Consider the following 23,562-nt stretch of genomic DNA (forward strand, 5'->3'; position numbering starts at 1 on the left):
GCCCGGTGGGGCCGAGCGTCTCCTGCAAGCACGACCGCCGGTGATCAGGACGGTTGCAGGGTGAGCCACCGGGCCCGGGCCGGTAGAGGCTACCCCGCTGTGGAGGGGTCGGCAGGGCAGCGTCTGGAGTATGCGGTGTGCTTCGCTTGTTGGTACGGATGCCTCGGTGTACTAGGGAAGGGACGGCTGGACAGGTGGCGAGTATGGATTTCCCCGGCGGGCTGCGGGCGGACGGCCTGCCGGCCGCGCTGTCGGATCCCGCGCGCCTGGCCGCGGTGCAGGCCACCGCTCTGCTGAACACCGGGCCCGAGGAGGTCTTCGAGGACCTCGCCTCGCTCGCGGCCCGGATCACCGGGTCCGGGCGGGCGTTCGTGACCCTGGTCGATGCGGAGCGCTCGTTCTGGAAGGCGTGCGTCGGTGTGGACGCCGATGCGCTTGAGAACCGGCAGAACCCGGTGGGGCAGAGCTTCTGCTACTTCCTGGTCGGTCTGGACGGTGAGCCGTTCATCGTCGACGACGCCGCCACCGACCCGCGTACCGAGAACCATCCCTCGGTGGGCCCGATGGACATCGGCGCTTGGGCCGGTTACCCCCTGCTCGACCCCGAGGGGCACGTGCTGGGCAGTTTCTGTGTGATCGACGACTCCCCGCGCGCCTGGTCCGCGGCCGACCTGGCGACGCTGGAGGCCCTGGCCCGGTCGGTGGCGTCGGAGATACACCTGCGCCAGAGCCTGAGCGCGGCGCGGGTTGCCCACCAGCGCTCGGCCGACCTCGCCCACAGCCTGCAGGCAGGCCTCCTGCCCCCACGGCTTCGCGAAATCCCCGGCGTGGAGGCCGCGGCCTCCTACCTTCCGGCCTCCAACCGCCACTACTCCGACATCGAGGTCGGCGGTGACTTCTACGACCTCTTCCACACCCACAGCGCGTACTACGCCGCCGTCCTCGGTGCCGTGTGCGGCAAGGGCATCCAGGCCGCGCAGGTCAGCTCCATGGCCCGTTACACCGTGCGCGCGGACGCGGGTGAGGCCGGTTCGCCGGCCGATCTGCTCGGCCGTCTCAACACCTCCCTGCTCGCCCAGCATGCTCCCCGCTTCCTCACTGCCGTCTACACCGCCTTCCAGCCCGTCGCCGACGGACTGTCGGGCGTCATCGCCCTGGCCGGGCATCCCCCGGCGCTGGTCCGCCGCGCCGACGGGTCCGTCGAATCCCTCGGCACGCCGGGCACCCTGCTGGGCGTGATGAACACGGTCCACCTGACCGACGTCGCCTTCCATCTTTCTCCCGGCGATCTGCTGCTGCTCTACACCGACGGCGCCACCGAAGCCCGCCCCCGCCCCGACACCGCACCCGAGGACGCCCAGGCGATCTTCGGCGAAGACGACCTCGCCGCAGCCCTGGCCGCCAGCTGCGATATGGACGCGGAGGGGACCATCAGCCACCTCACCGGCGTGCTCGACGCCCATCACGGCGGCTGGGTCAGCGACGACACCGCCCTGCTCGCCCTGCGCGTCCCCCCGCCGTCCTGAACTCGTCCGCTCCGACGAGGCGAAAGCCTGAGAGGCTGGTGCGATGGACGACCCGGCAGGACCCTCATTTCGTGGCCTGCGCATCGTCCACACCGCCCATCCCGGCGCTCATGTCCTGGCGCTGCACGGCACGGCCGACGCCTCCACCACCGACGGTCTCGAAGATGACTTCCTCTACGCGACCGCGTACGGTCCGCGCCTCATCGTGGACCTCTCCGGCCTGCTCTACGGCGACGAGACACTCCTGGGCCTGCTCCTTCATGCCCGCCGGTTCCACGACGTCGACCTCGCCGGCCCTCTCGCCCCTGGCTTCCAGCGCCGACTGCAGACCGGCGGCGTCGCCGCCTGGTTCACCATCCACCCCACCCTCGCCGCCGCCCTCACCCGCTGACCGGTAGGAGAACAGCGCCCAGTCCCCCGCCCCGGAGCCGACGCAGGGGCAGGGTTCTACGCCGGGCTGAGGGTGTCGGGCAGGGCGAGGCGGGCGGTGATCCGTTTTCCGGCCGCCTCCTGCTCGATGAACAGCTCCTCGGCGACCGCCTTGATGATCTCCAGACCGTGCTGGCCCACCCGCCCCGGGTCTGCGGCACGGGCCGCGGGAATGACGGGTTCGCTGTCCCGTATGACGACGTCCGCCGTATCGGCGGTGACACGCAGCTCCATCAGGACCGGCCCCGGAGCGTACTTGACGGCGTTGGTGACCAGCTCGCTGACGACCAGCACGGTCAGGTCCGCCGCGCGTGCGGAGACAGGAAGGCGATGCTCGGTGCGGGCCGTTTCGAGGAAGGTGGTGGCGTGGCGGCGGGCCTCGGCGATGCAGGACCCGGTGCCGTCCAGGGTGAAGCCCGCGCGCATCACCCATGCCTCAGATCCGTCGGAGTGATCACCGGCATGGACTTGCACTGTCGTCGTCCTCGTTCCCGTTCACACGGCGCGGCTACCCGCCTGGATGATCCCTACCCGGCACAAGCAGGCCGGGCTACCGTCCGGGGCCACTCGGCCCCAGGCGGGTGGGGCACAATCGTTCGCGCACACCCCCTGTCCCGGGAGGTAAGCGTAAACGCAGGCGAGGAAACGATGAGCGGCAACAAAGAAGCGGACCAGCCCAGCCGGCTGTCCGCGACGGTCCGCACGGTCGACGACGTCCGCGTCGTCACCCTGCAGGGTGAGATCGACCACACAGCCAAAGATGTTCTCGGCCAAGCTCTCCTGCCCGAAGAGGAGGCACCGGTATCACGGGTCGTGGCCGACCTCACGGACGTGAGCTTCATGGACTCCAGCGGCATCAACACCTTCATCAGCGCCCACCGGCAGATCAACGACGCCGGTGGGCAGCTGCACCTCGCCGGCGCCGGCGAAACCGTCCGGCGCGTCCTGACCCTCGTCGGTGTCGACACCGTCATCCCCTGCCACCCCACCCTCGACCAGGCCCTGCACGCCTGACCCGCAGCACACCACGAACAACGAGACAGCGGCGGCCGCCCGGGAAGATGCCCGCGCGGCCGCCCCCCTTGCCGCACCGAACGGGTCGGGCAAGGGTGGAAGAGGTCAGGACGGGGTGGTCGACGTGGTGGTGCTCGGTGTCGACGCCGTACTCCGTGTCCCACTCCTTCCAGACCAGAGTGCCGCCGGTGCGGTGGAAGCGGCAGGTGGCACTCGGACCGAGCTCGTGCGCCCCGTCGGGGCGCGGGTCGTACAGGGACCGGCCGGCTGGGTCACCGGCCGAGTTCGGTGATCGGAGCGATGCCGCTGTCGAGTTTCCCGGTCCACCAGCCGTAGATGGCCGGCAGCAGGCCGTCGACGAGTTCGGCGTAGGTTCGGCCGGGCCTCAGGGTCTGGCCGGGATTGCCGTGGTCGTGGTCCCGGCCGCGGCAACGACCGCTCCCCGCGGTTCCGGTGGCGCTCCGGTCAGTTGGACGTGGAGGCTGTGGCGGTGAGTGCCAGTACGGCGAGGTCGTCACGCAGTTGGGTGCCCCAGCGGTCGTAGGCGTGGGTGAGCATGGCCGTGACGAGGTCGTCGGATGTCGTGTCGCCGTTTGTGGAGGTTGCGGTGATGAGTGCGGCGAGGTCTTCGGGTTCCTGCTGTGCGTGGGCGCCGGCACCTTCGGTGAAACCGTCGGTGTAGAGCACCAGTGACTCGCCGGGGTGCAGTTGCAGCTCGCTGATCGGATGGTGCGGGGTGTCCAGGACGCCCAGCAGGGGCCCGTGCGGGGCGAGGGAGGCGGTGTGCCCGTCCGTGCGGCGCAGGAGGGGGGCGGGGTGTCCGGCGGAGGCGATGCGCAGGCGGGCGGGGGTGTGGGAGGGGTCCAGGACGGCGTAGACGAGGGTGCAGAAGGGGGTGTTCTCCCGCCGCAGGGCTCGGTTGATCAGGGGAAGGACGTACGCGGGGTCGGTGGTGTGCTGGGCGGCCGTCCACAGGGTGTGGCGTACCAGTCCGGTGATGGCCGCGGCGGCGGGGCCCTTGCCGCAGACGTCGCCCAGGACCAGGACGTGGCGGCCGTCGGGGGCGGTGAAGGCGTCGTAGAAGTCGCCGCCGATGTGCAGGCCTTCGCCGAAGGGGACGTACCGGGCGGCGAGGTCGAAGCCGGGCAGGTTGATCAGGCTCGGGGGGAGCAGGGGGCGTTCCAGGGCACGGGTGGTGGCGTGCAGGCGTTGCAGGAGGCGGTCCTGCTGGATGCCGACGGCTATCTGGTCGGCGAGGTTTTCCAGGGTGGTGCGGGTGGAGCCGGGCAGGGCCAGGCGGGTGGTGAGGGTCAGGACGCCGATCGGCTGTCCGCCGGTGATCAGCGGGTAGCCGGCGAACGAGCCGTGTCCGGAAGCGGAGGCGGTGTGCGGATCGACTGTGGGCGGGGCGGCGTCCAGGTGGGGGCGCAAGGTGGTGAGGACCCGTTCGGCCAGGTGGTTCTGGGTGTTCTGGCACGGGTTCGGGGCCGTTGGCCCGTCGCCGCTGTCGGCGCACGTGGTGTGGGACAGCCGGCCGTACTCGTCCGTGGTCCAGATGCACACCCGGTCGGCGCCCAGGCGGTCGACCGCGGCGCGTACGCACCGGTGCAGGCGCTCGGGCAGTGATCCGGGTTCGGTCATGGCGGCGGCGACTTCGGCGGTGAGCAGGGCCTGGCTGGTGCGTTCGGCCAGTTTGCGCTGGGCGTGCAGGCGGTCGGTGACATCGTCGGCCAGGACCAGGGTGCGGGTGCGGCCGTCGGCGTCCAGGACCTGTTGCGCGGCGACGCGCAGTGCCTGGGAGGTGCCGTCGGACCGGGTGCGTTCGAAGACGGCGTCGGCTTCGGCGGTGTGCGGATGTACGGCGGCGGTCAGGTGCCGCCGCAGCGCGGGGCGTTCCTCGGCGGGGAACAGGTCGGTGAGCGGCCGGTGCAGGATCGCGGTCTCCGTCAGCTCCAGGGTTTCGGCGGCACGGCGGTTCCAGGCGATGACCTCCAGGCCGTCGAGCATGAGGGCTCCGATGGGGGCCTGGGTGAGGAACTGGCCCAGCAGCCGTTCTCCCAGCTGCCGGCCGATCGTCGTGCTGCCGGCGGAAAGCTGCTGCTGGGCCGCTGCCTGGGCCGTGGCGTGGGCGCGGCGGCCTGTCAGGGCGTGCAGGAGGTGGGACACGGTGGCGGGCAGCGGTCGTGTTCGCTCGCGTACCTGGGCGACGACGTCCGGCGAGAACAGCAGCGGGAGGGCTGCGAGCTCGGTCTCGGAGGCGGGAGCGGCCACCACTGCGACGGCCAGGTCGGCCGGATGCGGGCGCAGGGAGTGCACCAGGCCTGCCGGAGCGGGCACGCTCTGGTCGAGTACCGCCACGGTGGGGCGGCGCTCGCCGAGCGTGCCGGAGGTGAAGGCCGGTGCGTCGCCGGCGGTAGTCTCGGCGAACTCCACGGTGCCGGCCAGCTCGCCGCGCAGGGCGCGTGCCGTCGAGCCGTCCACGTCCACGTCCACGTCCACGTCCACCAGCAGGATCAGCGGCAAGGGGGCCGGTTCCATCTCAGCCCTCCAGAAGGGGCTCGTCCAACAGAGCACGGCCCGCCCACACGCGCAGCATGTCGGTGCCGGGCGACATCACGTGAGCGGCGCGGGCGTCGCGCAGCATGCGGTGCAGGGGGGAGCGTTCGCCGTAGCCGACGCCGCCGACGAGGGTGAGGGCGTCGTTGACGGTCGCCTCGGCCGCGTCCGCGACCTCGGCCTTGGCCGAGGCCAGGCCCAGCAGCGCCTCCGGTCCACCGGTGTCCGCCTCGGTGGCCGCGTGGTAGACGAGGCGGCGGGTGCGTTCCACCCGGGCCCACATCGTGCCCAGGCGGTGCTGGACGACCTGGTGGCCGGAAGGGTGCCGGTTCGACCGCGTCCGTTTGCACTGGAGCAGGTGGGCGCGGGTCTCCTCCAGAGCGGCCGCGGCGACGCCGAGGTAGGTGCCGGCCATGGCCATCAGGAAGTAGGGGGCGACGACGTTGAAGACGTACCAGATCTCGTCGCCCCGCTCCCCCAGCAGGCACCTTTCGGGGATTTCCACGCCGGGCAGGTCCAGTGCGCGTGAGGCGTTGCCGCGCATGCCGAAGCCCCGCCAGGGCTCGCCCCACACCAGTCCGGGGGTGCCGGCGTCCACCACGGTGCAGGAGAACTGTCCCGGGGGCGTGTCCGGCCCGCTCGCCACCGCGGACAGCACGTAGGAATCGGCGTGGGCGGCGTTGGTGACGAAGCTCTTCGCGCCGCTCAGACGCAGCCGGTCCGGACCGCTGCGCTCCATCCGGGTTTGTGGCAGCCAGAACTCCCCGCCCGTGGACGGCTCCGACAGCGCCAGCGTGGTCAGGTGCTCTCCGGCCGCGATCGGCTTCAGGTAGTTCTCCCGCTGGTGGCCGCTGGCCTTGGCCGCGAGCACGGCCGAGCCCACCAGGTGCATGCCGAAACAGATCGAGGTGGACGCACACGCCTTTCCGGTCGCCTCGCCGACCTGCGCGATCGCCAGCAGCCCGTGCCCCATACCGCCGGACTCCCTGGGGATCACGAGCCCGCCCAGTCGCTGCCGCAGGGCCCGCATGCCCCGCTCCGGCCACCGCTGCTGTTCGTCCACGGACGCCGCCAGCGGAGCCAGACATTCCACGGCGATTTCTCGTGCCGTCGCGACCGCAGCGCCCAGTTCCATACCCATCACCGCTGCGCTCCGCCTCATCCTGTGTCCGCCGTATCCCGGAAGACGCCGGACGCCGCCGGGCTGCCAGCCTACGGCACAGGGAGGCACCACCCCTTACCGCCGACAGCCGGTCCAGGCAGGAACGAGCGTGCCGCGGACAGCCGACGGCGCCTCTGGGCCGGAGGGGCCGACCCAGGGTTCGACACGCTCATTCGACGCGCTCACCGGTAGCCGGGTGAGAAACCGGATTCGCCGTGCTGCTCGTCCTCACCATCGCGCGATTCCGCCTGATCGGTCTGTACGAGGCGGACACGGGAGGGGTCCAGGCAGCCGGCCGCCGGGCGGGCCGGAGAACCGGCGCCTTCGTCCTCCAAGGCGGCCCCGCCCTGCTCGTGGAGGACGGCGAACAGCACACCGTGCCGCCACTCTTCCGGCGCGGCACCGCCCGCAGATCCGTCGAGGGAGACCCTGTGGGAGCAGTTCACCGCCGTGCAGTACAGGCCGTATCAACGCTGCAGTAGAAGCGACGGGCGGCGCCGGCACCTGCGGAGGGGCTGGGCCCGTAGGGACCTGCACGTGGAGCCGGACACCTTGGCGGTCTGTCATCCGTCGTCGTCTCCCGCCCGTAGGCTGAGGCTTTCGGTGCTCCCGAGAACCCTGTCGAGAGAACTTCGACGGGTCCCGCGATGTCGTTGGAGAAGGTCGACGTGCTGAACGAGCTGCGCTTCGAGCAACCGGTGGGAGCCATCCCCATCAGCCACCGGGACGAGAGCCTGGTGCTGCTCAAAGGGCTCGGTGCGCACGCACTGCGTCTGGAGCTGGAAGTGCGGTTCCCGGCGGTCGCCGAGGCGGGCCGGGTCCTGACGCTGGAGAGCGATCTGTATGCCCCAGCCGGCACCGATTCGCTGCTGTGGCTGGGATCGGCGGCCGTGACCGTGCCCTTCGAGCCGGACGCCCTCGAGCAGCCGCACCTGCAGTACGTCCTTCCCAATACGCTGGTGCGGGCCCTGGAGGAACGCCGCCGCGGCGATCTGCATCTGGAACTGAATGTACGGGCCGTACTGTCCCAGGCGTCCGTACATCCGGGCTGCCCCGACGTACGGCTGCGCCTGGACATCGCCGAACGCCACTGGCTCCGAGAGCTCGAAGGGCTGGGCCGCTCCCTCGGCGTGGAGATGCTCGTCCCCTTCCCCGCCGGCGATCAGCCCGGAGGAAAGGCGGCCGATCATCTGCTTCAGGCGCAGCGCAGGCTGCGGGAGGACGACATCGACGGTGCCCTGCTCAGTGCCCGCCGCGCCCTGGAATACATCGAGCGCAACAGCGGCTGGGGCCGGCCGGGGAAGAAACCGAAGCGTGAACGGAACGTGGGCGAGCGCTGGGCCGTGATCCGCAAAGCGCTCGAGGAACAGACCACCGTCGGCCTGCACCAGGGCGGTGCGGACAAGACCTTCACCCACACCCGCGCAGACGTCGAGACGCTCATCACCCTGACCGCTGCCCTGATCCGGCTGGTCGACTGACCAGGCCCTCCACACGCCCGGACGGCAGGCAAAGGCACGCCGGCCGGGTCTCTCGTGCGCCCCGGGCCGGGCGGTGGCGGTTTCTAGGCCGGGCTGAGGGTGCCGGCCAGGGCGATGCAGGCGGTGATGCGCTTGCCGACCGGCTCCTGCTCGATGGACAACTCCTCGGCAACGGCCTTGATGATCTCCATGCCGTGCTGGCCGACCCGACCCGACCCGACCCGGATCGGCCGCCCTGGGCGCGGGGACGGCCGGGTCGCTGTCCCACACGAACACGTCCACGAACTCGTCGGTGATGCGCAGCTCCGTCAGGATCGGGCCGGCGGAAACCGGCACGTCGAAATGGACGGGAGATTCGCTTCATCACGAAGCGCATCGAGTCCTTCGATGTCTACGAACTCGGTCCGGTCATGCGGAGCATGGGAGGGTTTGAAGATGGCCGAAGTGCGTATACGCCCTGTTGACGCAGACTTTATCTCAGCAGGTTGGAGACGCATCATGGGCATCATCGCGTGGATTCTCATCGGCCTCATCGCCGGTTTCATCGCCAAGGCGCTCATGCCGGGCAAGGACCCGGGCGGCGTCATCATCACCATCCTGATCGGCATCGCCGGCGGCCTCCTGGGGGGCTTCCTCGGCAAGGTCATCTTCGGCGTCGACTCCGTCGACGGCTTCTTCGAGATCTCCACCTGGATCGCCGCCATCATCGGCTCCGTCATCCTCCTGGCCCTCTACCGCCTCGTCACCGGCAACCGACGACACGCCTGAGCGGCAACCTCGAAAACCGCACCACCCGTGAAACGGCTCCCTCCCCCCTTCCAGGGACGGAGCCGTTCGCCATGCCCCAGCCTTCTTCTCCCCGGGTATGGAGGAGCCCGCACCACTACCCTGATCGGCATCCTGGGTCCGTCTGACCAAGAAGCGGTGGCCGTGCTCGCCCGCAGGCCAACACCTCATCCAGTGTGACCCGCCCCGATCAGTGTCGACTTTCCCCATTCCCCCGTCTTGGCGGGTCGGCACCGCGAACGTCTGCTGGGGCACAGGACGCACCGGCTTCCATCCGTTCAGGCGGTGCGGTCGCCGTTGCGCACCGGAGGTCTACCGAAGGCGCGGGCGGCAAGGCGGGCAGAGGATTTCGCGAAGCGAAAGGTGGAGATCATGGCCGGGGACGAGAAGGTTCAGGCGAAGGTCGAGCAGGCCAAGGGCAAGGTCGAGGAGACCGCGGGCAAGGCGGTCGGCAACGAGCGGCTGACCACCCAGGGCGGCGCCGACCAGGCCAAGGGCGACGCCCGGCAGGCCAAGGAGAAGATCGAGGACGCACTCACCGACTGAGCACCACGCAAGACGAGCCCCCGCCCCCTCCCCCGGGTGGGGGCCTTTCGAGCGCCCGTTGCGGTCCGCGCCGAAACCATCCCGCTCCACACGTGCCTGCCGACCCGGGCCACGCTCGCTTTCTGCGACGTCCAGAGGGGCGCAGGATCCCCGGCGCTCATCACCGGACCGTCTCCCCCGGTGGATCCGACACGCCGCCCTGGTGACTCTGCTGTCCGTGTTCCTGCTGATCCCGACCGGCACCGCTTTGTCGCTGCTCGCGCGATGCCCGGCACCGCGCCGAAACCGTATGGAACGAATCGAGCGGGGCCGGCCTCTACGCCTCTACACCGGGTCGGCACCTCGGCTCTACACCGGGTCGGCACCTCGGCCAGGGCGAGACGGGCAGTGATGCGCTTGCCGACCGGCTCCCGCTCGACGGACAGCTTCTCGGTGACCTTCTCGACGATCTCCAGACCGTGCTGGCCCACCCCACCGGGATCTGCGGCACGCACCATCGGAACAGCCGGGTCGCTGTTCCTCACCACGACGTCCACGTTCTGGCGCCCCAGGACGACGCGGCGCCGCCGCCCAGCATCGCGGCGGACCTGACGGGCCCGGCCCTCACGGATTCCAGCGGCATCAACGCCCTCGTCCTCGCCCACCGGCACCTGAGCTCCCCGCACGGCCGGCTGCGCATCACCGGCGCCCGGAAAACCGCCCGGCACGTCCTGGGCCAGATCGGCGTCGACACCGCCATCGACCACCACCGTGGAACAGGCCCCGGACACCTGGCACACAACCCCACACGCGAAACAACAGACGGAGACGGCCACCCGGGACACCCCGGCGGCCGCCCCCCTTAAACGCGCCCCACAGATCGGGCAGGAACGGAGGAGATCAGAACGGGGTGGTCGATGTGGTGGCGCTCGATGTCGACGCCGTGCTCGCCGCCCCGCGTCTCCCGGACGAGTCGGCCGACCGTCCCGGCCGCCGCAGCACTGCGGTGCCTGTCCCCCTGACGTGCCACCGTGGGGCGGACGAGGCGGCCCGCGGGCACCCGTCGGCCGGGGAGCGGAGCTGGACAGTGGTACGGATGATCGGGGTCCGGGGGCGCCGGGGTTCTTCAGAGTCCGGGCGTAGACGTCGTCGTCCAGGCCGGTGTGGTGGCGCGTCGCGGGGTCGTCGACCGGGTTGTGCAGGGCACGCCGAGGTCGAGGTGGAGGCCGGTGGTGACGAAGACGTGGACGCAGCCGTGACGGATGCCGATCGAGGAGACCACGGCGGCGACCAGGCCGCGCCCGGAAAGGTCCGTGGTCTCCATGTCCGCATCCTCATCCGCCTTCAAGGCCTCCGGAAGAGCTTGTCCGCTGCCTCCGAGAACGCGCAACGGGCAATGAGACGCGACGTGTCGGGATGTGCGTGCGGGGCATGTCAACCGCAGGCGGTGCCGGCTGGGGCCTGTCTCCGGCCAGTGCCACCCCGTCCTGGCCCGGTCGTCGTCCTCACCGGGGCCGGCGGGTGAGCGGGGCGTAGCAGGTGCGAGCCGAGTTGTTCGTTCCGTCTCCGCGCACAGCGGCGAGGACGGCGGCCGCGTGGGCGACCCGCCATCCGGCCCGCTCGGTGATCAAGTGGATCTTCGAAGCCTTCTCGCCCCGGTCGACAGGATTCGGGCCCGCCGGCTCCCCCTTCCAGAGCCCTCGTGTTCACCGAGTCGATCGTGCGGCGCGACCGGTCCGGGCCACCGCGCGACCCCGGCTCGTCGGGGATGGGCGGTGCGGCTCGGCTCAAGACCTGGGCGGTGCTCCACTCGGTGAAGCACCGGTGTGCGGTCGGCCCCGACGATCCGGAGACCGGCTGCACCTGCCGCCAGGTGCAGCCTGTCGTTGCCACGAAGATGATCGCGGCAGCACCTCGCTGCTCCCTCACCGGCGCGACCGCCACCCTGCGGTCGCGCCGGAGCGGGCGGGACCACCCCCCTGGAACGGCTCCCACGACTCATCCGGCGCCAAGCGCTCGATCATCCCCACGCAGCGCAGATCGCTCGACCCGCCCCATGGGACGCCGTCCGAGCCGATGGGCAGCCCGGATCACGTCGCATGCAGTGTGGCCAGCTCCGAACGCAGTTTCTTGATCCCGCCCTCGGCGACGTCGTAGGCGCTCGGCACGCCCGGGACCGGCTCGTCCTCCGTGGGGATCCAGAACTTCCGTCTCGTCAGCCGCAACGAAGTGAGGAACGCCGGGATGGCGTTGAAGACCTCGATGAGCAGCGGTCCGTCGTACACGGGCAGGACGGGCTCGAGGAACGTGCGCCAGGGGATCCAGCTGTCCGCGACCTCGCCGCGGTCAGGCGGAGACACCTGTACGTGGTGCAGGCGCTGCTGGTCGGCGGCGTCCTGGATGTCGCGACGGTATGCCTCCGGCCCGCTGCTGCCGAGGACGACGTGGGAGCTGTCCAGGGCCACGCCGATGTGCCGACTGCTCACACCGGTAAGGAAGTCGAGGACGTCGCGCGCCACGTTCGGGGCCGGCGTCTCCCAATGGTCGACGGGCTCGATGGCGACCCGGACGCCCATGTCCGCCGCGTACTCGCCGAGCTCACCGAAGAGCGGCTGCGCGACGCGGTAGCGGGGCTGGAGCCAGTCCTGCAGCGCGTCGCTCCACAGCGGCTTGCCGTTGAGGGTGGGGAACTCGTTGTAGGGGAACAGGACGGGGCCGGCCATGATGGTGCCGCGCAGGGCGGCGGTGATGTCCACCCGGGACTTGAGGTAGGCCAGCGCCGTCTCGCGTTCCTCGGGGACCAGCGATGTGGGGTTGTAGGCCGGGGTCGTGGCCACGTTGGTGGTCAGCCCCACGTCCTCCAGGCCGGCTGCGTCGAGGGCCTTCCTGAGCTTTTCGTAGCGGGGTACGTCCGCGTGGGGGTCGCCCGCGGCGGGCGGGAAGACGGGCATGTCGAAGCCCGTGTATCCCATCTCCCGCAGCTTCGTCATGTGCCTGACGACGACCTCGGTGTACTGGGGGTCATCCGGGTGCAGGTCGACGGTGAACATGAAGAAGCTGAGATAGATGTCGCGTGCACTCATCGCTACCATCCCAGGACCTTGGCGAGGTAACCGCGGGCCATCTTGGCGTACGTCAGCGGGTGCGCCGTTGCCGGGTTCTGTTCGGCCTCGACGACCAGCCATCCCTTGTAGCCGGCTTCGCCCAGTGTCGAGAGGATGGGCCTGAAGTCGATCGCGCCTTGCGGGTCTCCGGGCACGGTGAAGACGCCCTGCAGGATCCCCTCCTGGAAGGACAGGTGGTTGTCCTTCACCTTGTCGACTGCGGGCTGGCGGATGTTCTTGAGGTGAACGTGCTTGATCCGCTCCTTGTGCTTCTTCACGGTCGCGAGCGGGTCGTCGCCCGCGAACCGGAGGTGCCCGGTGTCGAACAGCAGATGCACGTGGTCCTCGTTGGTGCCCGCCATCAACGTGTCGATGTCCTCGGCCGTCTGCACGCCGGTGCCCATGTGGTGGTGGTAGCAGAGCCGCATCCCGCTGTCCGCGGCCAGCTTTCCGATTTCGTCGAGTCCGTCGGTGAGGAGGTCCCAGTCCTTTTCGGTGAAGCGGGGGCGGTGTTTGAAGACAGGGATGGGCTGCAGGTGCGACGACTGTCCGAACTCCGCGACCACGATGTCCTGGCCGCCCACCTCCTTGAGGAACTCCAGCTGCCTCTTGAAGTTCTCGACGGTCCGCTCCTTGTCGCCGATGGTGAAGTAGGTGCTCACCCAGGGCTCGGACACCTTCAGGCCGCGCAGGTCGAGTGCCTTCTTGAGTGCGGCGGGTTCGGACGGGTACTTGTGCCCGATGCTGCAGCCCTGGAATCCCGCGAGCGCCATCTCGCTCACGCACTGCTCGAACGGGATCCCGACGTCGATCTGCGGAAAGTCGTCGTTCCACCACAGTGTCGGCGTCACGCCGAGTGACACCTCGTCACGGCCCAGGTTCGGGATGATCTCGGTCATTACACTTCCTCCTTCTGGAAGTCCTCGAAGACGGGCGGGCTGGCCCACGATCCGTAGCCCGGCGCCTTCGCGCCGGACGGGTGGGCGCCGATCGCCCGCCACAGCAGCCCCTCGGTGTAGGCGTCGGGGGAGACGACGAACGGGGTTTCGCGTCCGTCTCCATCGGGCGGGCGTTCGTCCCCGGCCTGGTGCTGCCCGGACGCAGCCCGCCGGGGCAGACCGTTCTCGGGCCGGCTGTCGTCCGGGACGGCGGGCTTCGCTCCGCTCCGTCCGGGTGCCGTCCAGGCCGCCACGTCCACGCGTCCCGCCAGTCCCGGGCCGTACCAGACGCCGACGTACCAGAGCTTGACGATGCTTCCCACCACCGGATCGGCAGGAAGGGCATAGGGATCGGAAGTGATGGCCCGCTGGATCGCTTCCGGCCCTTCCTGGTCGACGGCCGTCTTGTAGTACTCCTCCGCGTGACCGGTTCCCCAGAGGTCGAACGCGCTGAACCCGGTCACCTCGGCAGAGAATTTCACGAAATCACGCAGATTACTTCCTGCGTCCGTGCTTTGCGTCATGATCCCGCCTCCGTCGACGGTCAGTAGAGTTCGAATGTCGGGCCGGCGTTCGACCCTGGATGCCCGGTGAGTGGGTTGCGGATGAGCCGGCTCATGGTGTCGCGCATGCGGAACATCTCCCAGACCGCCTTGAGCAGAAGGTCGGGCCGGCCGTTGTAGGCCAGATTGACGCTGGTCAGGAAGGTGGCGTAGGACTGGTTGAATTCCTTGGCCGCCACCAGGATTTCCGGGTCTTCCGTGAGATCCACCAGCTTGATGTCCGGCTTCACCGGGTAGACGGCCTTCCAGTCGACGTCCAGATCCGGGCCGGAAGGATTGTTCGGCTTGTCGCCCTTCTTGTAGTACTTTTTCTTCTCCAATTGCTGGAACCTGTAGTAGTGGGCGAGTTCGTCGTGGCTGTCGAAGATGCCGCCGTACAGCCCTTCGCCCTGCTCGGCGACGAGGGTGAGGGCAGCGATGGCGGTGTCGCGGCCGGTCACCTTGATCACGTCGCCGCCGCCGGAGTAGAAGTACTCGGGAGTGACCTGGTGGTCGGGGTTGCCGATGAAGATCGTCTTCCCTGCCTGGCGGGCCTGGTCCTCCAGGTGGTTGATGCCCCGGATGATCTCCTCGTAGAACTCGCCGATGCTCGAGAAGCGCATGGTGGGGTCTCCGGGCAGGAGACCGAAGATCGTCCCGGACTCCTCGAGCTCCGTCAGCTTCTCCGGTGACGGAGCCGCACCGTTGGACGTCAGCCCGAGGGCCGCCCAGTCCACCGGTACGATCCTGTCCTCCTCGGAAGCCGCCGGCGCGGGCCTCTCGATGTTCAGGAACGTTTCGAGGGCTTCGGGCGAGAACGGCCGGAGGTGCACCTGGAAGTAATCGGGACCGCACGGCAGGTACGTCGGATAGTCCGGGACGAAATCCCTCTTGGTGAGGTCCGGCGTCCCGCCCACGGCGTTCATGACGTTCGCGACCAGGGTGAGGTGCAGCATCTCCTCGACGGCCACGACCCTGATGACGTGCCAGGCGTCGGAGTTCTTCCCCGGGTGCAGCGAGTAGAGCGCGGTCAGGTAGGGCGGGAGCGTCGCGTGCTCCAGCTGGAGCCCCTTGTAGAGGTACTCGTGCAGCTGCTCGATGGTCTTGATCTTGGGGTCCGGAGCAGGCTCTGATTCTGAGACGGACATGTTCCCCCAATCATGGGCGGCGGTGGGTGGCAGGTGGTGGCGCGTTCGGCCCATCGGCCTGGAGGCCGTCTAGCTGCGGATGGTGGCCGGTGCTTTCGCGGCGCGCAGGTGCTTGACGATGTGGCCCGCGCTGCGGAAGGCGAGCGCCGCCATGGTCAGGCTGATGTTGGAGGTGCCGATCGAGGGCATGCTGCCGGGGCCGACGAGGTAGAGGTTGTCGTGGTCCCAGGAGCGCTGCCTGTGGTCGACCACGGAGGTCGTCGGGTCGGTCCCCATGATGTGGGTGCCCGCCAGGTGGTTGCCGCCCACGATGTTGTACCACTGGCCGTCGTACTCGACGGCGCTGTAGCGGTCCTTGTCGTAGGTGGTCTTGTCCTCGGCACCGAGTTTTTCGAAGATGTCGGTGGCGAGTTTGCGGGCGAACGCGGCGCCCTTCATGGTGTAGGACGGGATCTTGAGCGAGACGACCGGCTTCATGTTGTCGAGGGCGTCTTTGTAGCGCTCGTCCACGGTGACCTTGTTGCTCGTGTCGGGCAGCAGGTCGATCATGAAGGCCAGCAGAAGCTGCCGGGAGATCCGGTTCCCGAGCGTCCTGCGCAAATCCGGCCCGCGCAGGCCCCGTTCGTCCACGAGCTCGACCAGGTCCGTGTAGGGCGAGCCGGTCGCCCATCCCCAGCCGTCGTTGTGGATGTCCACGCCGAATCCGGCCTGGGTTGCGCGGAATCGCCCGCCGCGCAGGTCGGTGATCCCGCTCGTGCAGCTGGTGCCTCGCATCGTGCCGGCCGGCTTGGGCAGCAGTCCCCAGGACAGCAGGTACGCGTGGTCCATCAGGTTGTGGCCGATCAGCTTGCTGCGGCTCATGCGCTGCATGTCGGAGGCCAGCATGAGCCGCGCGTTCTCGATGGCGTGCGCGCACAGGATGTAGACGGTGCCCTTCACCGTGTACGTCTCGTACGCCCCGGAGTCGGGCGCCGCGTAGTTCTTGACGGTGATGCCGGTCACCCGCCGGTCGTGCTCGTTGATCTCGACCTTGGATGCGACGGCCTGCGTCACGATCTTGACGTTGCCCTTGCGGAGCGCCTTGGCCAGCGTCTTTCCCGCGTGGTACTTGGCCTGTACGGGGCAGATCGGGACGCAGTTGGTGTTGCCCTGGCAGCGCTCGCCCTCTTCCACCTGGTTCGTGCTGACCGCACCGACCGGGACGAAACCCTTGCCGCCGTCGTACTTGGCGTTCGGCACGCCGTTGCGGGCCTGCGGAAAACTCCGCACCTGAAGGGTGTATTCGTCGTCCGCCAGGTTGACCCGCATGCCGTCCACGCCCCGGGCGACCGTCCGGTCGAGATAGGACGGCGGCATACGGTGCATCGGGAACACGTATCCCTCTGGAAAGTGCATTCCCAGGTATGCCTGGTCCTCGACTTCGGCAGCCACGCCCAGCTCGGCCTCGGCCTGGCGGTAGTAGGGCTCCAGGTCCTCATAGCTGAGCGGCCAGTTCAGGCCCTGGCCGTACTTGGTTCGCAGGTCGAAGTCCTCGGGAAGCATCCGCAGGGCCTTGCCCTCCCAGTGCATGGACGTGCCGCCGAGAACCCGGGTGAAGGTGGTGTCCGTGCAGTACTCGTCCTCCTGCACGAGGTAGAACTCGTCCCGGGGTGTTTCCGGGGTCACCGGCATGGTGTCGGTGCTCCGGGGCATCCGGGCGTTCGGATTGAACGGGTAGGGGGACTGGTTGTCCTTGACGACCGCACCGTAGAACCGCGACAGGTACGACTCGTACTCGGCGAGGTCCAGGTCCTTGCCGGGGCCGGCTTCGAGGATCACCGTCTGGTAGCCCGCCCGGCTCAGCTGCTCGGCGATGATGGAACCCGCCATACCGCCACCGACGACAACGGCATCCCACTCGGCTTGCACAGCCTCCGCGGCACTGGTCTGCGTCGCGGCACCGGCGGGGAAGATCACCGGGTCTGTATCATCGTAAGATGTCATTGGTTCCCCTTTTCGCTCCTGGGGTGATCTCACCCCGGTTACAGGCAGAAAAGCCTCGGTGACAGATTCCACCAGCCGCCAAAGACGAACGGCGATCGAATAATCATCGAAGGCCTGTCGCTGCCACCAGAAAGAGATGACCGGCTCAGGTTTCGGATTCAAGCTGGAGAAATGCGAGCCTATATCCAAGTGCTCACTGATGAACAGCCGAGGGGTTTTCCCTGATTCACGGCGGGTCCCGCCGCCAACTGCGGCCGTTCATCGCATTGTTCGGATCATCCGCGTATGCCGTGTACGCGGACCGCTCTCCGCTCTGCGATCGACCACATCTGACGCCGCTCACTGACCCACCGGGCATCACAGGAGGAGCCTCGGTACCAGGCTTGCACATGACGCCGTCAGTCCGCTCCACCATGGCGTGTTCTTGCCGATAAGCCCACCGTTCGAGCGTAAACAGTGGTGCGCGTTTTCAGGATTGCCTCTCCAGAGTGAGGACGGACTCGACGATGACGGTTATGCGCTTGAGACTGATACGCGATGTGCGGAAAATCCGCCAATACTGCCACCGCGCTATAACGCGTTCGACGAAATCCGGCCCAGCGGCTTGAACGCGTAATGTCGTCCTGATGGTCGGCGTCAGACAGCAGCTCCGGTGGGCTACCTGTCGAGGACGTCGTGGCGGTACCGGAACCCGCACCCGCCAAGCCTCTGGTGGGCGGCCGGGGCCGGGCGGAAACGAAGGGACGTACGAAGGAGGTGAAACGGGACGTGGCCGCTTTCCGGCCCGTGGCCGGTTCCTCTGCGGCGTCCGGATGATCAAGGCCCACACGGGCGCACACCGGCGCATCCGGAAGACTCCCGAAAGCGCGGGCGTGCTTGCCGCGGTCGTAACCGTCACGGATCTCCTGTGCCACGAGAAGGGCGACGACGAGCATGCCGTGCCTGAGGTTGTTCATCACGCCTTCATTCATAGCGGTACACCGCTTGTTTCCCGCTGCAGCAGATGGCGCGGCCGACCCAGTGGGGCGGAAATTCACCGCAGAAACGATTGCGTAATAGGCTGTTCAGCCGGGTGGTGCGCCCCGCGTACACGGCTCGGACGGAAAGCCCATTGCGCGCCGTTGTGACCGAAACCCCGTATCAAAGCGGCCGGTGATCGACGCTTTCCGTTGGGGTGGCTGGAATCGCGTTCCCGGGAGTGTCCGAAAATACCGCTTCTCACCAGGGGAGGTTATCCGACCGTCCGACCGCGGGAAGGGCCGGGCCGGCACCGAAGCGGGGCGCCGGATGTCTGCACAGGTCGCAGTTCGTTTCTCTTTCATCAATTCAGCATTGAAGGCGAGAGACGTTTCTGCGGTGAACCGGATGCGCCATTGGCGTGATGGGAAGACGCAGTAACCGTTCTTCTCGAAATGGTCATGGAAGGGTCTGCTCCGGGTAAAGGGCTATCCTGTCGCAGGCCCTCCCCCACTCCCCTTTCGTGCAACGGATCATCGGAGGAACTGGTCATGACCTACGGAAACAGGCTGCGGGACGAGATCGCGAAGCCGGGCACCACGCCGCTGATCGGGGTGTACGACATGTACTCGGCGTCCGTGGCGGCCGGACACTACGACGGGATGTTCGTCTCCGGGTTCGGTTTCGCCGCCTCCCACTACGGACTGCCCGACATCGGGTTCATCGCCTGGCCCGACATGGTCGCCTTCGTCCAGCGGCTGCGCGGCGCCTTCCCCCGCCACCACCTCCTGGTCGACATCGACGACGGCTACGTCGATGCCGAGGTGGCCTGCCACGTGGTGGAGAGCCTCGAACGCATCGGCGCCTCCGGCGTCATCCTGGAAGACCAGAAGCGCCCGCGCCGCTGCGGGCACGCCGACGGCAAGCAGGTCCTGCCGCTGACGGAGTACCTGGAGAAGCTGGAAATGGTCCTGGCCACGCGCAAGGACCTCCTCGTCGTCGCCCGCACGGACGCGACCGAGGAGGCCGACATCCTCGAGCGGGCCCAGGCCCTGGCCGCCACCGACGCCGACGTGGTCCTGGTCGACGGTGTCCGCAGCGTCGAGTGGATCGAGCGGATCCGCACGGTCGTCGGTCCCAAGCCGCTGCTGTTCAACCAGATCGCCGGCGGCAAGTCCCCGCGGCTCTCACTCACCGAGCTGACCGACCTCGGTATCGACGTCGCGATCTACAGCACGCCGTGCCTGTTCGCCGCACACCGGGCGATGGACACCGCCCTGGCCGAGCTCCACCTCGCCGACGGGCGCCTGCCCGCCGCCGAGAACGGCGAGGAAATCGGCGTGGCGCAGTCCACCGACCTGCTGGCCAAGAACATCGCCCGTCACCGCTCCCTGCCCGCCGCTCGCGAGAGCGCGAGCGTGGGCCCGTGAGCACTCCACGCCTGCAGACCGTCGCCCTGCTCGTCGCATCCGTCCTCATGGGCGGTGCCGGGCCCGCGGCGGCAGACGGAAGCATGATCACCGTGCTGGACAACTCCCACTCCGACTCCATCCTCGAAGTCGACCGGACCGCCAACTTCCAGCGCGGCAGCGGCACCGCCGGCAGCGATCACGACGGCAGCGCCGTCGACGTGCTCGAAGTCCTCGTCCAAGCCACCCACCCCGAAGAAGACGACTGACCCAGACACACCCGCGCCTGCGGCTCTGCCGTGCATGCCACGCATCCGCACCACCGCGGCATACACGGCAGGGGCTCTGCGTGAGACCCGACGGACCGCGCCCTTTCCGGGGCCCGCGGCCCGAGGCCAATCCCCAGCGCTCGTACGACCACCGGCGTGCAGCAGGGACACTTCCCCCCCGCACCGGCCGCACGGGCGCTTGATCGGCGAAGGGCAGTACGTCCTGATCGGCTGCAGGGTCAAGGACCGGTGAGGAGGAGGGAGAGATCGGCCCGATGCGGGAAGGCAGGTGTCCGGTGTCCATCCTGATCGTGCGGCACGGAAGACGGCGGCCCCGGCCGGGGCGGCGCCCGGCTGCGCGAGGCAGGATTCCACTTGTGGGTTTTCTCCTACAGGGACGGAGGAATCCCCGCCGCCCTCGAAGGGCGTTCGCTCCTCGTTCTCGGTGGCGGCGTTCCGCCAGGGGCTTCCCGTGCTTGTCCACCCGTCCTCGGTCGATCCGTCCCATCGCACCCTGCGGTTCCCGACCGGGCGGCTGAAGGCCAGGCGGCAGGAGATGGGGCGCGTCGGCGGCGTCTTCCCGCCGCACGTCACGCCCTGCTCGTTCTGGCCCACCTGCGGTGCGGTGACGCCTACGGCAGGCTCGCCACCGGGATCGCGACCGTCTGCCGCTCCGTACGTCAAGCCGTCGAGGTCCTGCCCCCACCTCGCCCCGTCCCCGGTCGAGGTGATGCGGACGATCCGGGAGAAGGCGTTCGTCGTCCTCGACGGCACCCCGCCGTCGATCGACCGCATCGCCGCCGACACCCCCTGTCACTCCGGGAAGCACGAGCGCCACGGCATGGACGTGCGGGTTCTCACCGATCCGCTCGGACGGCTGCTCCGGGCGCCGTCGGCTCCGCCCGGCTCGGCTCACGACCCGACCGCCTCGCGACAGCGCGCGATCACCGAAGCACTCACCGAAGCGGGGGTCGAACGCCGGGCGGACAAGGCGCATCAGAGCGTCGGCGGCCCGGCCCTTCAGGCCGTCGCAGACGAGCACGAGGACGTCGTTCACACCGCGGTCCTTGATCTCGGTGAATACGTGCATCCGGGGTTCGGCACCCCCGCCGTCGCCGCCCACGTCCCAGGAAGTCCCGCCGGCCTTCGACAGTGACGGTCGGGGCAACGCAGACCGGTCGGTTCGCGACATCGTCGCCGCGCATCTTCACGTGGATCGCGTCGGTGAAGACCACCGATGGGAACCGCCCAGGGTCCAGGGGCCGGTTCCGTCACTCGGCCGTGCCGTCCACGGCCTTGTCGGTGATCGTGGGGATCGTCTGCCGGGAGACCCCGGCGTCATGGACCTCGGCCAGGTGGGCCTGGACCTCGCCGGTGGACAGGCCTTCACCGACCGCCCAGGCGATCAGGGCGCAGGTCGCGAATCCGGTTCCCAGGACGCTGGATCCGGTCCATCCGTGGGAGGTGAAGACGGAGGTGGTGGCGGCTGCTCCGAGGGCCGAACCGAGGGAGTAGAAGACCATGTAGGCGCCGATGACGCTGCTGGTGCGTTCCGCATGGGCACTGGTGAGTGTGTGCTGGTTGCTCACGTGCACGACCTGGACCGCGAAGTCGAGCAGTACGACACCGATGACGAGGAGCCACAGGGACCAGGACAGTTGGGCGATCGCCGCCCAGGAGAGGATGAGCAAGGCCAGCGCGAAGCCCGCCATCGGAGCCGCACGTCCCGCGTCCGCCCAGCGTCCCGCGCGCGCGGCGCCCAACGCACCCGCCAGCCCGACGACCCCGAACATTCCGATCCGGCCTTCGCCGAAGCCCCACGGCGCGTCCGACAGCGGTAGCGACAGCCCGCTCCACAGCGTTCCGAAGGACGCGAACAGGAAGAACGCGATGAGGCCGCGCGTCAGGAAGACGCGCTCCCCGAGCAACGCGCCGAGCGAGGTGAGGGCCTGCCCGTATCCCGCGGGCCGGCGGGACCGGCCCTCCGGGGGCAGCACGCGCGGGACGAGGACGGCGAGCCCGAGCGCCAGCGCGCCGAGCAGCACGTAGACGCTCCGCCAGCCCCACTGCTCGGCGAGCAGACCGGTGACGATCCGCACGCCGAGGATGCCCGTCACCACGCCGGAGGTGACGATCCCGATGTTCCGTCCGCGTTCGGCGGGAGGTGAGACCGATGCCGCGTAGGCCACCGTGGTCTGCACCACGACCGCGAACATCCCGGCCAGCGCGAGTGCCGTGAAGGCCATCCAGGCGGTCGGGGCCACGGAGGTCAGGAGCAGGCCGACCGCGGTGATCGCGAGGTGCACCGCGATGAGCCTGCGCCTGTCGGCGACCACGTCACCGAGTGGGACCAGCAGCACCAGGCCGGCCAGGTAGCCGAACTGACCGGTCGAGACGATCCACCCCGACTGTCCCGCAGAGACGCCGAAGCTGTCCCCCATCGGCGTGAGTACCGGTTGCGCGGCGTAGACGCCCGCCACCGCGACGCCGCACACGACTGCGAGCAGTAACCGCCGCCAGACGTCCATCGCTCTCCGATCAGAAAATTAGTAGCAAAGCGAAACTTATTTGAGGCTAGGGCAGAATGGTCTGCATCTGCAACCCATCCAGGAGGTGTCATGCCGCGTCCCTCCGCCGACGCCCCGAACGGCGCCTGGACCGATCCCGACTGCCCCGTCGCCCGTACGCTCGACCTCGTCGGCGACCGCTGGAGCCTCCTGGTCGTCCGGGACGCGATGGACGGGGTCCGCTCCTTCACCGAGTTCCAGCGGCGCACCGGTGTCGCCCGCAACATCCTCAGCGACCGGCTCCGGAAGCTCGGCGCCCACGGGCTCCTCGCCCGTCAGACCGCGGCCACGGGCCGCCGCCTGGAGTACGTGCTCACCGACAAGGGCCGCGACCTCTTCCCCGTACTCCTCGCCCTGCGCCAGTGGGGAGAGCACCACGCCTTCGATCCCGGCGAGCCCCACTCCACCCTGGTGGACGAACAGGGCGTCCGCGTCCCGGACCTCACACCGACCGGAGCCGACGGCACTCGCCTCACGTCGGACTCCACCCGTGTGCGCAAGGCCGACGGAAGCCGATGAGGAACGCGGGGGACCGACGTCAGCACCCCTGACCGCGCGCGCTGAGCCGCGGCGCACGACCGGATGGTCGACGAGCCGCTCCTGCGGGCCGGACGACCTCCACCGGAATGCCGTGAGCTGCCGCCCAGCTGGATTCGCAGGTCAAAGGGTTGGTGTGGTCGTCCCTCGGGGCGCTCGTGCCGGTGGTGGGCGGGAGTCCACCGAGAAGGCGGTCCGGCGGACCGGGATCGTCTCCGAAGCACGGTCAGGGACGGTGCTCCGGCCTGTGAGCCTGGGCTGGGGGCGCAGTCCGCCGCCGACCAGTGCACGACATCCCGGCCCGGTGCTCCTGAACGAGCTTTTCAGCGGTGTCGGCCCCTGTCGGGTGCGCTATCGGTTCGTCACCGTTCGGGGGACTCGTGTGACGACGACCGGCTGGTCGTTGAAGGCACGGTGGCGACTCCCGAGGGAAAGTGGCCCTTCGCCGATCCATGTCCGCTCACCGATGAGGCCCGCCAGGTCCACGACCAAGCCCGACGCGGCGGCCGAGGTGGCCGCCCGCCGGCCTTCGACCAAGAGGTCACAAGCACCGTAGCGTCGCCGAACGGTGCTTCGACCGTCCGAAGCAGCGGCGCGACATCGCCGCCCGCCACGACAGACTGCCCGGT

The 23,562-nt window shown here is 69.1% G+C and carries 22 protein-coding genes and 1 pseudogene; 11 read left to right on the forward strand and 12 right to left on the reverse strand.

Annotated features, from left to right (window positions below):
- Window positions 1–203 precede the first annotated feature (203 nt).
- On the forward strand, window positions 204–1,526 hold the full coding sequence (locus ACFY7E_RS25510; protein ID WP_389488819.1) for a PP2C family protein-serine/threonine phosphatase: 1,323 nt from the start codon (window positions 204–206) through the stop codon (window positions 1,524–1,526).
- A 43-nt stretch (window positions 1,527–1,569) separates the two neighbouring features.
- A complete protein-coding gene (locus ACFY7E_RS25515; protein ID WP_389488566.1) occupies window positions 1,570–1,917 on the forward strand; it encodes an STAS domain-containing protein in 348 nt (115 codons plus the stop codon).
- A 56-nt stretch (window positions 1,918–1,973) separates the two neighbouring features.
- Here the strand turns inward: ACFY7E_RS25515 and ACFY7E_RS25520 are convergent, their stop codons facing one another.
- Window positions 1,974–2,381, reverse strand: a complete 408-nt coding sequence (locus ACFY7E_RS25520; protein ID WP_389488568.1) for an ATP-binding protein — start codon at window positions 2,379–2,381, stop codon at window positions 1,974–1,976.
- Window positions 2,382–2,603: 222 nt separating this feature from the next.
- On the opposite strand from ACFY7E_RS25520, the gene ACFY7E_RS25525 reads away from it, so the two are divergent.
- The gene (locus ACFY7E_RS25525; RefSeq protein WP_389488570.1) at window positions 2,604–2,969 is read left to right on the forward strand and encodes an STAS domain-containing protein; all 366 of its coding nucleotides are present in this window, start codon (window positions 2,604–2,606) and stop codon (window positions 2,967–2,969) included.
- A gap of 465 nt (window positions 2,970–3,434) precedes the next feature.
- Here ACFY7E_RS25525 and ACFY7E_RS25530 read toward each other — a convergent pair whose 3' ends face one another.
- The 3 genes from ACFY7E_RS25530 to ACFY7E_RS25540 form a co-directional block, all read right to left on the reverse strand.
- The gene (locus ACFY7E_RS25530) at window positions 3,435–5,507 is read right to left on the reverse strand and encodes a SpoIIE family protein phosphatase (RefSeq protein WP_389488572.1); all 2,073 of its coding nucleotides are present in this window, start codon (window positions 5,505–5,507) and stop codon (window positions 3,435–3,437) included.
- A 1-nt stretch (window position 5,508) separates the two neighbouring features.
- Window positions 5,509–6,687 (reverse strand): acyl-CoA dehydrogenase family protein, encoded by a 1,179-nt coding sequence (locus ACFY7E_RS25535; RefSeq protein WP_389488574.1) that lies wholly within the window; start codon window positions 6,685–6,687, stop codon window positions 5,509–5,511.
- A gap of 182 nt (window positions 6,688–6,869) precedes the next feature.
- Window positions 6,870–7,061, reverse strand: a complete 192-nt coding sequence (locus ACFY7E_RS25540) for a hypothetical protein (protein ID WP_389488576.1) — start codon at window positions 7,059–7,061, stop codon at window positions 6,870–6,872.
- A 294-nt stretch (window positions 7,062–7,355) separates the two neighbouring features.
- Here ACFY7E_RS25540 and ACFY7E_RS25545 point away from each other — a divergent pair, with 294 nt between their 5' ends.
- The 4 genes from ACFY7E_RS25545 (at window position 7,356) to ACFY7E_RS25560 (ending at window position 10,345) form a co-directional block, all read left to right on the forward strand.
- The gene (locus tag ACFY7E_RS25545; protein WP_389488578.1) at window positions 7,356–8,168 is read left to right on the forward strand and encodes a hypothetical protein; all 813 of its coding nucleotides are present in this window, start codon (window positions 7,356–7,358) and stop codon (window positions 8,166–8,168) included.
- A gap of 498 nt (window positions 8,169–8,666) precedes the next feature.
- A complete protein-coding gene (locus tag ACFY7E_RS25550) occupies window positions 8,667–8,936 on the forward strand; it encodes a GlsB/YeaQ/YmgE family stress response membrane protein (protein ID WP_389488580.1) in 270 nt (89 codons plus the stop codon).
- A gap of 390 nt (window positions 8,937–9,326) precedes the next feature.
- Window positions 9,327–9,500 (forward strand): CsbD family protein, encoded by a 174-nt coding sequence (locus ACFY7E_RS25555; protein ID WP_389488582.1) that lies wholly within the window; start codon window positions 9,327–9,329, stop codon window positions 9,498–9,500.
- Window positions 9,501–9,958: 458 nt separating this feature from the next.
- The gene (locus tag ACFY7E_RS25560; protein ID WP_389488585.1) at window positions 9,959–10,345 is read left to right on the forward strand and encodes a hypothetical protein; all 387 of its coding nucleotides are present in this window, start codon (window positions 9,959–9,961) and stop codon (window positions 10,343–10,345) included.
- A gap of 260 nt (window positions 10,346–10,605) precedes the next feature.
- Here ACFY7E_RS25560 and ACFY7E_RS25565 read toward each other — a convergent pair whose 3' ends face one another.
- From ACFY7E_RS25565 to ACFY7E_RS25590, 6 genes are all read right to left on the reverse strand, one after another.
- Window positions 10,606–10,803, reverse strand: coding sequence for a hypothetical protein (locus ACFY7E_RS25565; RefSeq protein WP_389488588.1), 198 nt, complete (start codon window positions 10,801–10,803; stop codon window positions 10,606–10,608).
- Between the two features lie 766 nt (window positions 10,804–11,569).
- Window positions 11,570–12,562, reverse strand: a complete 993-nt coding sequence (locus tag ACFY7E_RS25570; RefSeq protein WP_389488590.1) for a sugar phosphate isomerase/epimerase family protein — start codon at window positions 12,560–12,562, stop codon at window positions 11,570–11,572.
- A gap of 2 nt (window positions 12,563–12,564) precedes the next feature.
- Window positions 12,565–13,482, reverse strand: a complete 918-nt coding sequence (iolE, locus tag ACFY7E_RS25575; RefSeq protein WP_389488592.1) for a myo-inosose-2 dehydratase — start codon at window positions 13,480–13,482, stop codon at window positions 12,565–12,567.
- Entirely contained in the window at window positions 13,482–14,045 is a 564-nt protein-coding gene (locus ACFY7E_RS25580; protein WP_389488595.1) for a hypothetical protein, read from the reverse strand. Before ACFY7E_RS25580 ends, iolE begins: the two co-directional genes overlap by 1 nt.
- 20 nt (window positions 14,046–14,065) lie before the next feature.
- Window positions 14,066–15,211 carry a ferritin-like protein gene (locus tag ACFY7E_RS25585; protein WP_389488597.1) on the reverse strand — a complete coding sequence of 382 codons (1,146 nt, stop codon included), beginning with the start codon at window positions 15,209–15,211 and terminating at the stop codon, window positions 14,066–14,068.
- Window positions 15,212–15,280: 69 nt separating this feature from the next.
- Window positions 15,281–17,194, reverse strand: a complete 1,914-nt coding sequence (locus tag ACFY7E_RS25590; RefSeq protein WP_389488600.1) for a GMC family oxidoreductase — start codon at window positions 17,192–17,194, stop codon at window positions 15,281–15,283.
- A 1,508-nt stretch (window positions 17,195–18,702) separates the two neighbouring features.
- Here ACFY7E_RS25590 and ACFY7E_RS25595 point away from each other — a divergent pair.
- The 3 genes from ACFY7E_RS25595 (at window position 18,703) to ACFY7E_RS25605 (ending at window position 20,985) form a co-directional block, all read left to right on the forward strand.
- Window positions 18,703–19,581 (forward strand): oxaloacetate decarboxylase, encoded by an 879-nt coding sequence (locus ACFY7E_RS25595; RefSeq protein ID WP_389488602.1) that lies wholly within the window; start codon window positions 18,703–18,705, stop codon window positions 19,579–19,581.
- Entirely contained in the window at window positions 19,578–19,829 is a 252-nt protein-coding gene (locus tag ACFY7E_RS25600; protein WP_389488604.1) for a hypothetical protein, read from the forward strand. Before ACFY7E_RS25595 ends, ACFY7E_RS25600 begins: the two co-directional genes overlap by 4 nt.
- A gap of 730 nt (window positions 19,830–20,559) precedes the next feature.
- Window positions 20,560–20,985, forward strand: coding sequence for a hypothetical protein (locus ACFY7E_RS25605; protein ID WP_389488824.1), 426 nt, complete (start codon window positions 20,560–20,562; stop codon window positions 20,983–20,985).
- A 28-nt stretch (window positions 20,986–21,013) separates the two neighbouring features.
- On the opposite strand, the pseudogene ACFY7E_RS25610 reads toward ACFY7E_RS25605, so the two are convergent.
- Both ACFY7E_RS25610 and ACFY7E_RS25615 read right to left on the reverse strand, forming a co-directional pair.
- Window positions 21,014–21,064, reverse strand: a pseudogene (locus ACFY7E_RS25610) (hypothetical protein); the annotation flags it as partial.
- Window positions 21,065–21,100: 36 nt separating this feature from the next.
- A complete protein-coding gene (locus ACFY7E_RS25615) occupies window positions 21,101–22,357 on the reverse strand; it encodes an MFS transporter (RefSeq protein WP_389488607.1) in 1,257 nt (418 codons plus the stop codon).
- Between the two features lie 90 nt (window positions 22,358–22,447).
- Between ACFY7E_RS25615 and ACFY7E_RS25620 the strand changes: the two genes are divergently transcribed.
- Window positions 22,448–22,915 carry a winged helix-turn-helix transcriptional regulator gene (locus tag ACFY7E_RS25620; protein ID WP_389488609.1) on the forward strand — a complete coding sequence of 156 codons (468 nt, stop codon included), beginning with the start codon at window positions 22,448–22,450 and terminating at the stop codon, window positions 22,913–22,915.
- Window positions 22,916–23,562: the final 647 nt, after the last annotated feature.

This window comes from Streptomyces sp. NPDC012825 (assembly GCF_042900925.1).
In the GTDB taxonomy this organism is placed as follows: domain Bacteria; phylum Actinomycetota; class Actinomycetes; order Streptomycetales; family Streptomycetaceae; genus Streptomyces.

Bases quoted from the DNA above. Each gene is read 5' to 3' on its own strand.
- ACFY7E_RS25510 (WP_389488819.1), top strand. From the start codon at position 204: ATGGATTTCCCCGGCGGGCTGCGGGCGGACGGCCTGCCGGCCGCGCTG.
- ACFY7E_RS25515 (WP_389488566.1), top strand. From the start codon at position 1,570: ATGGACGACCCGGCAGGACCCTCATTTCGTGGCCTGCGCATCGTCCAC.
- ACFY7E_RS25520 (WP_389488568.1), bottom strand. From the start codon at position 2,381: ATGCGCGCGGGCTTCACCCTGGACGGCACCGGGTCCTGCATCGCCGAG.
- ACFY7E_RS25525 (WP_389488570.1), top strand. From the start codon at position 2,604: ATGAGCGGCAACAAAGAAGCGGACCAGCCCAGCCGGCTGTCCGCGACG.
- ACFY7E_RS25530 (WP_389488572.1), bottom strand. From the start codon at position 5,507: ATGGAACCGGCCCCCTTGCCGCTGATCCTGCTGGTGGACGTGGACGTG.
- ACFY7E_RS25535 (WP_389488574.1), bottom strand. From the start codon at position 6,687: ATGAGGCGGAGCGCAGCGGTGATGGGTATGGAACTGGGCGCTGCGGTC.
- ACFY7E_RS25550 (WP_389488580.1), top strand. From the start codon at position 8,667: ATGGGCATCATCGCGTGGATTCTCATCGGCCTCATCGCCGGTTTCATC.
- ACFY7E_RS25555 (WP_389488582.1), top strand. From the start codon at position 9,327: ATGGCCGGGGACGAGAAGGTTCAGGCGAAGGTCGAGCAGGCCAAGGGC.
- ACFY7E_RS25565 (WP_389488588.1), bottom strand. From the start codon at position 10,803: ATGGAGACCACGGACCTTTCCGGGCGCGGCCTGGTCGCCGCCGTGGTC.
- ACFY7E_RS25570 (WP_389488590.1), bottom strand. From the start codon at position 12,562: ATGAGTGCACGCGACATCTATCTCAGCTTCTTCATGTTCACCGTCGAC.
- iolE (WP_389488592.1), bottom strand. From the start codon at position 13,482: ATGACCGAGATCATCCCGAACCTGGGCCGTGACGAGGTGTCACTCGGC.
- ACFY7E_RS25580 (WP_389488595.1), bottom strand. From the start codon at position 14,045: ATGACGCAAAGCACGGACGCAGGAAGTAATCTGCGTGATTTCGTGAAA.
- ACFY7E_RS25585 (WP_389488597.1), bottom strand. From the start codon at position 15,211: ATGTCCGTCTCAGAATCAGAGCCTGCTCCGGACCCCAAGATCAAGACC.
- ACFY7E_RS25590 (WP_389488600.1), bottom strand. From the start codon at position 17,194: ATGACATCTTACGATGATACAGACCCGGTGATCTTCCCCGCCGGTGCC.
- ACFY7E_RS25595 (WP_389488602.1), top strand. From the start codon at position 18,703: ATGACCTACGGAAACAGGCTGCGGGACGAGATCGCGAAGCCGGGCACC.
- ACFY7E_RS25605 (WP_389488824.1), top strand. From the start codon at position 20,560: ATGCGGACGATCCGGGAGAAGGCGTTCGTCGTCCTCGACGGCACCCCG.
- ACFY7E_RS25615 (WP_389488607.1), bottom strand. From the start codon at position 22,357: ATGGACGTCTGGCGGCGGTTACTGCTCGCAGTCGTGTGCGGCGTCGCG.
- ACFY7E_RS25620 (WP_389488609.1), top strand. From the start codon at position 22,448: ATGCCGCGTCCCTCCGCCGACGCCCCGAACGGCGCCTGGACCGATCCC.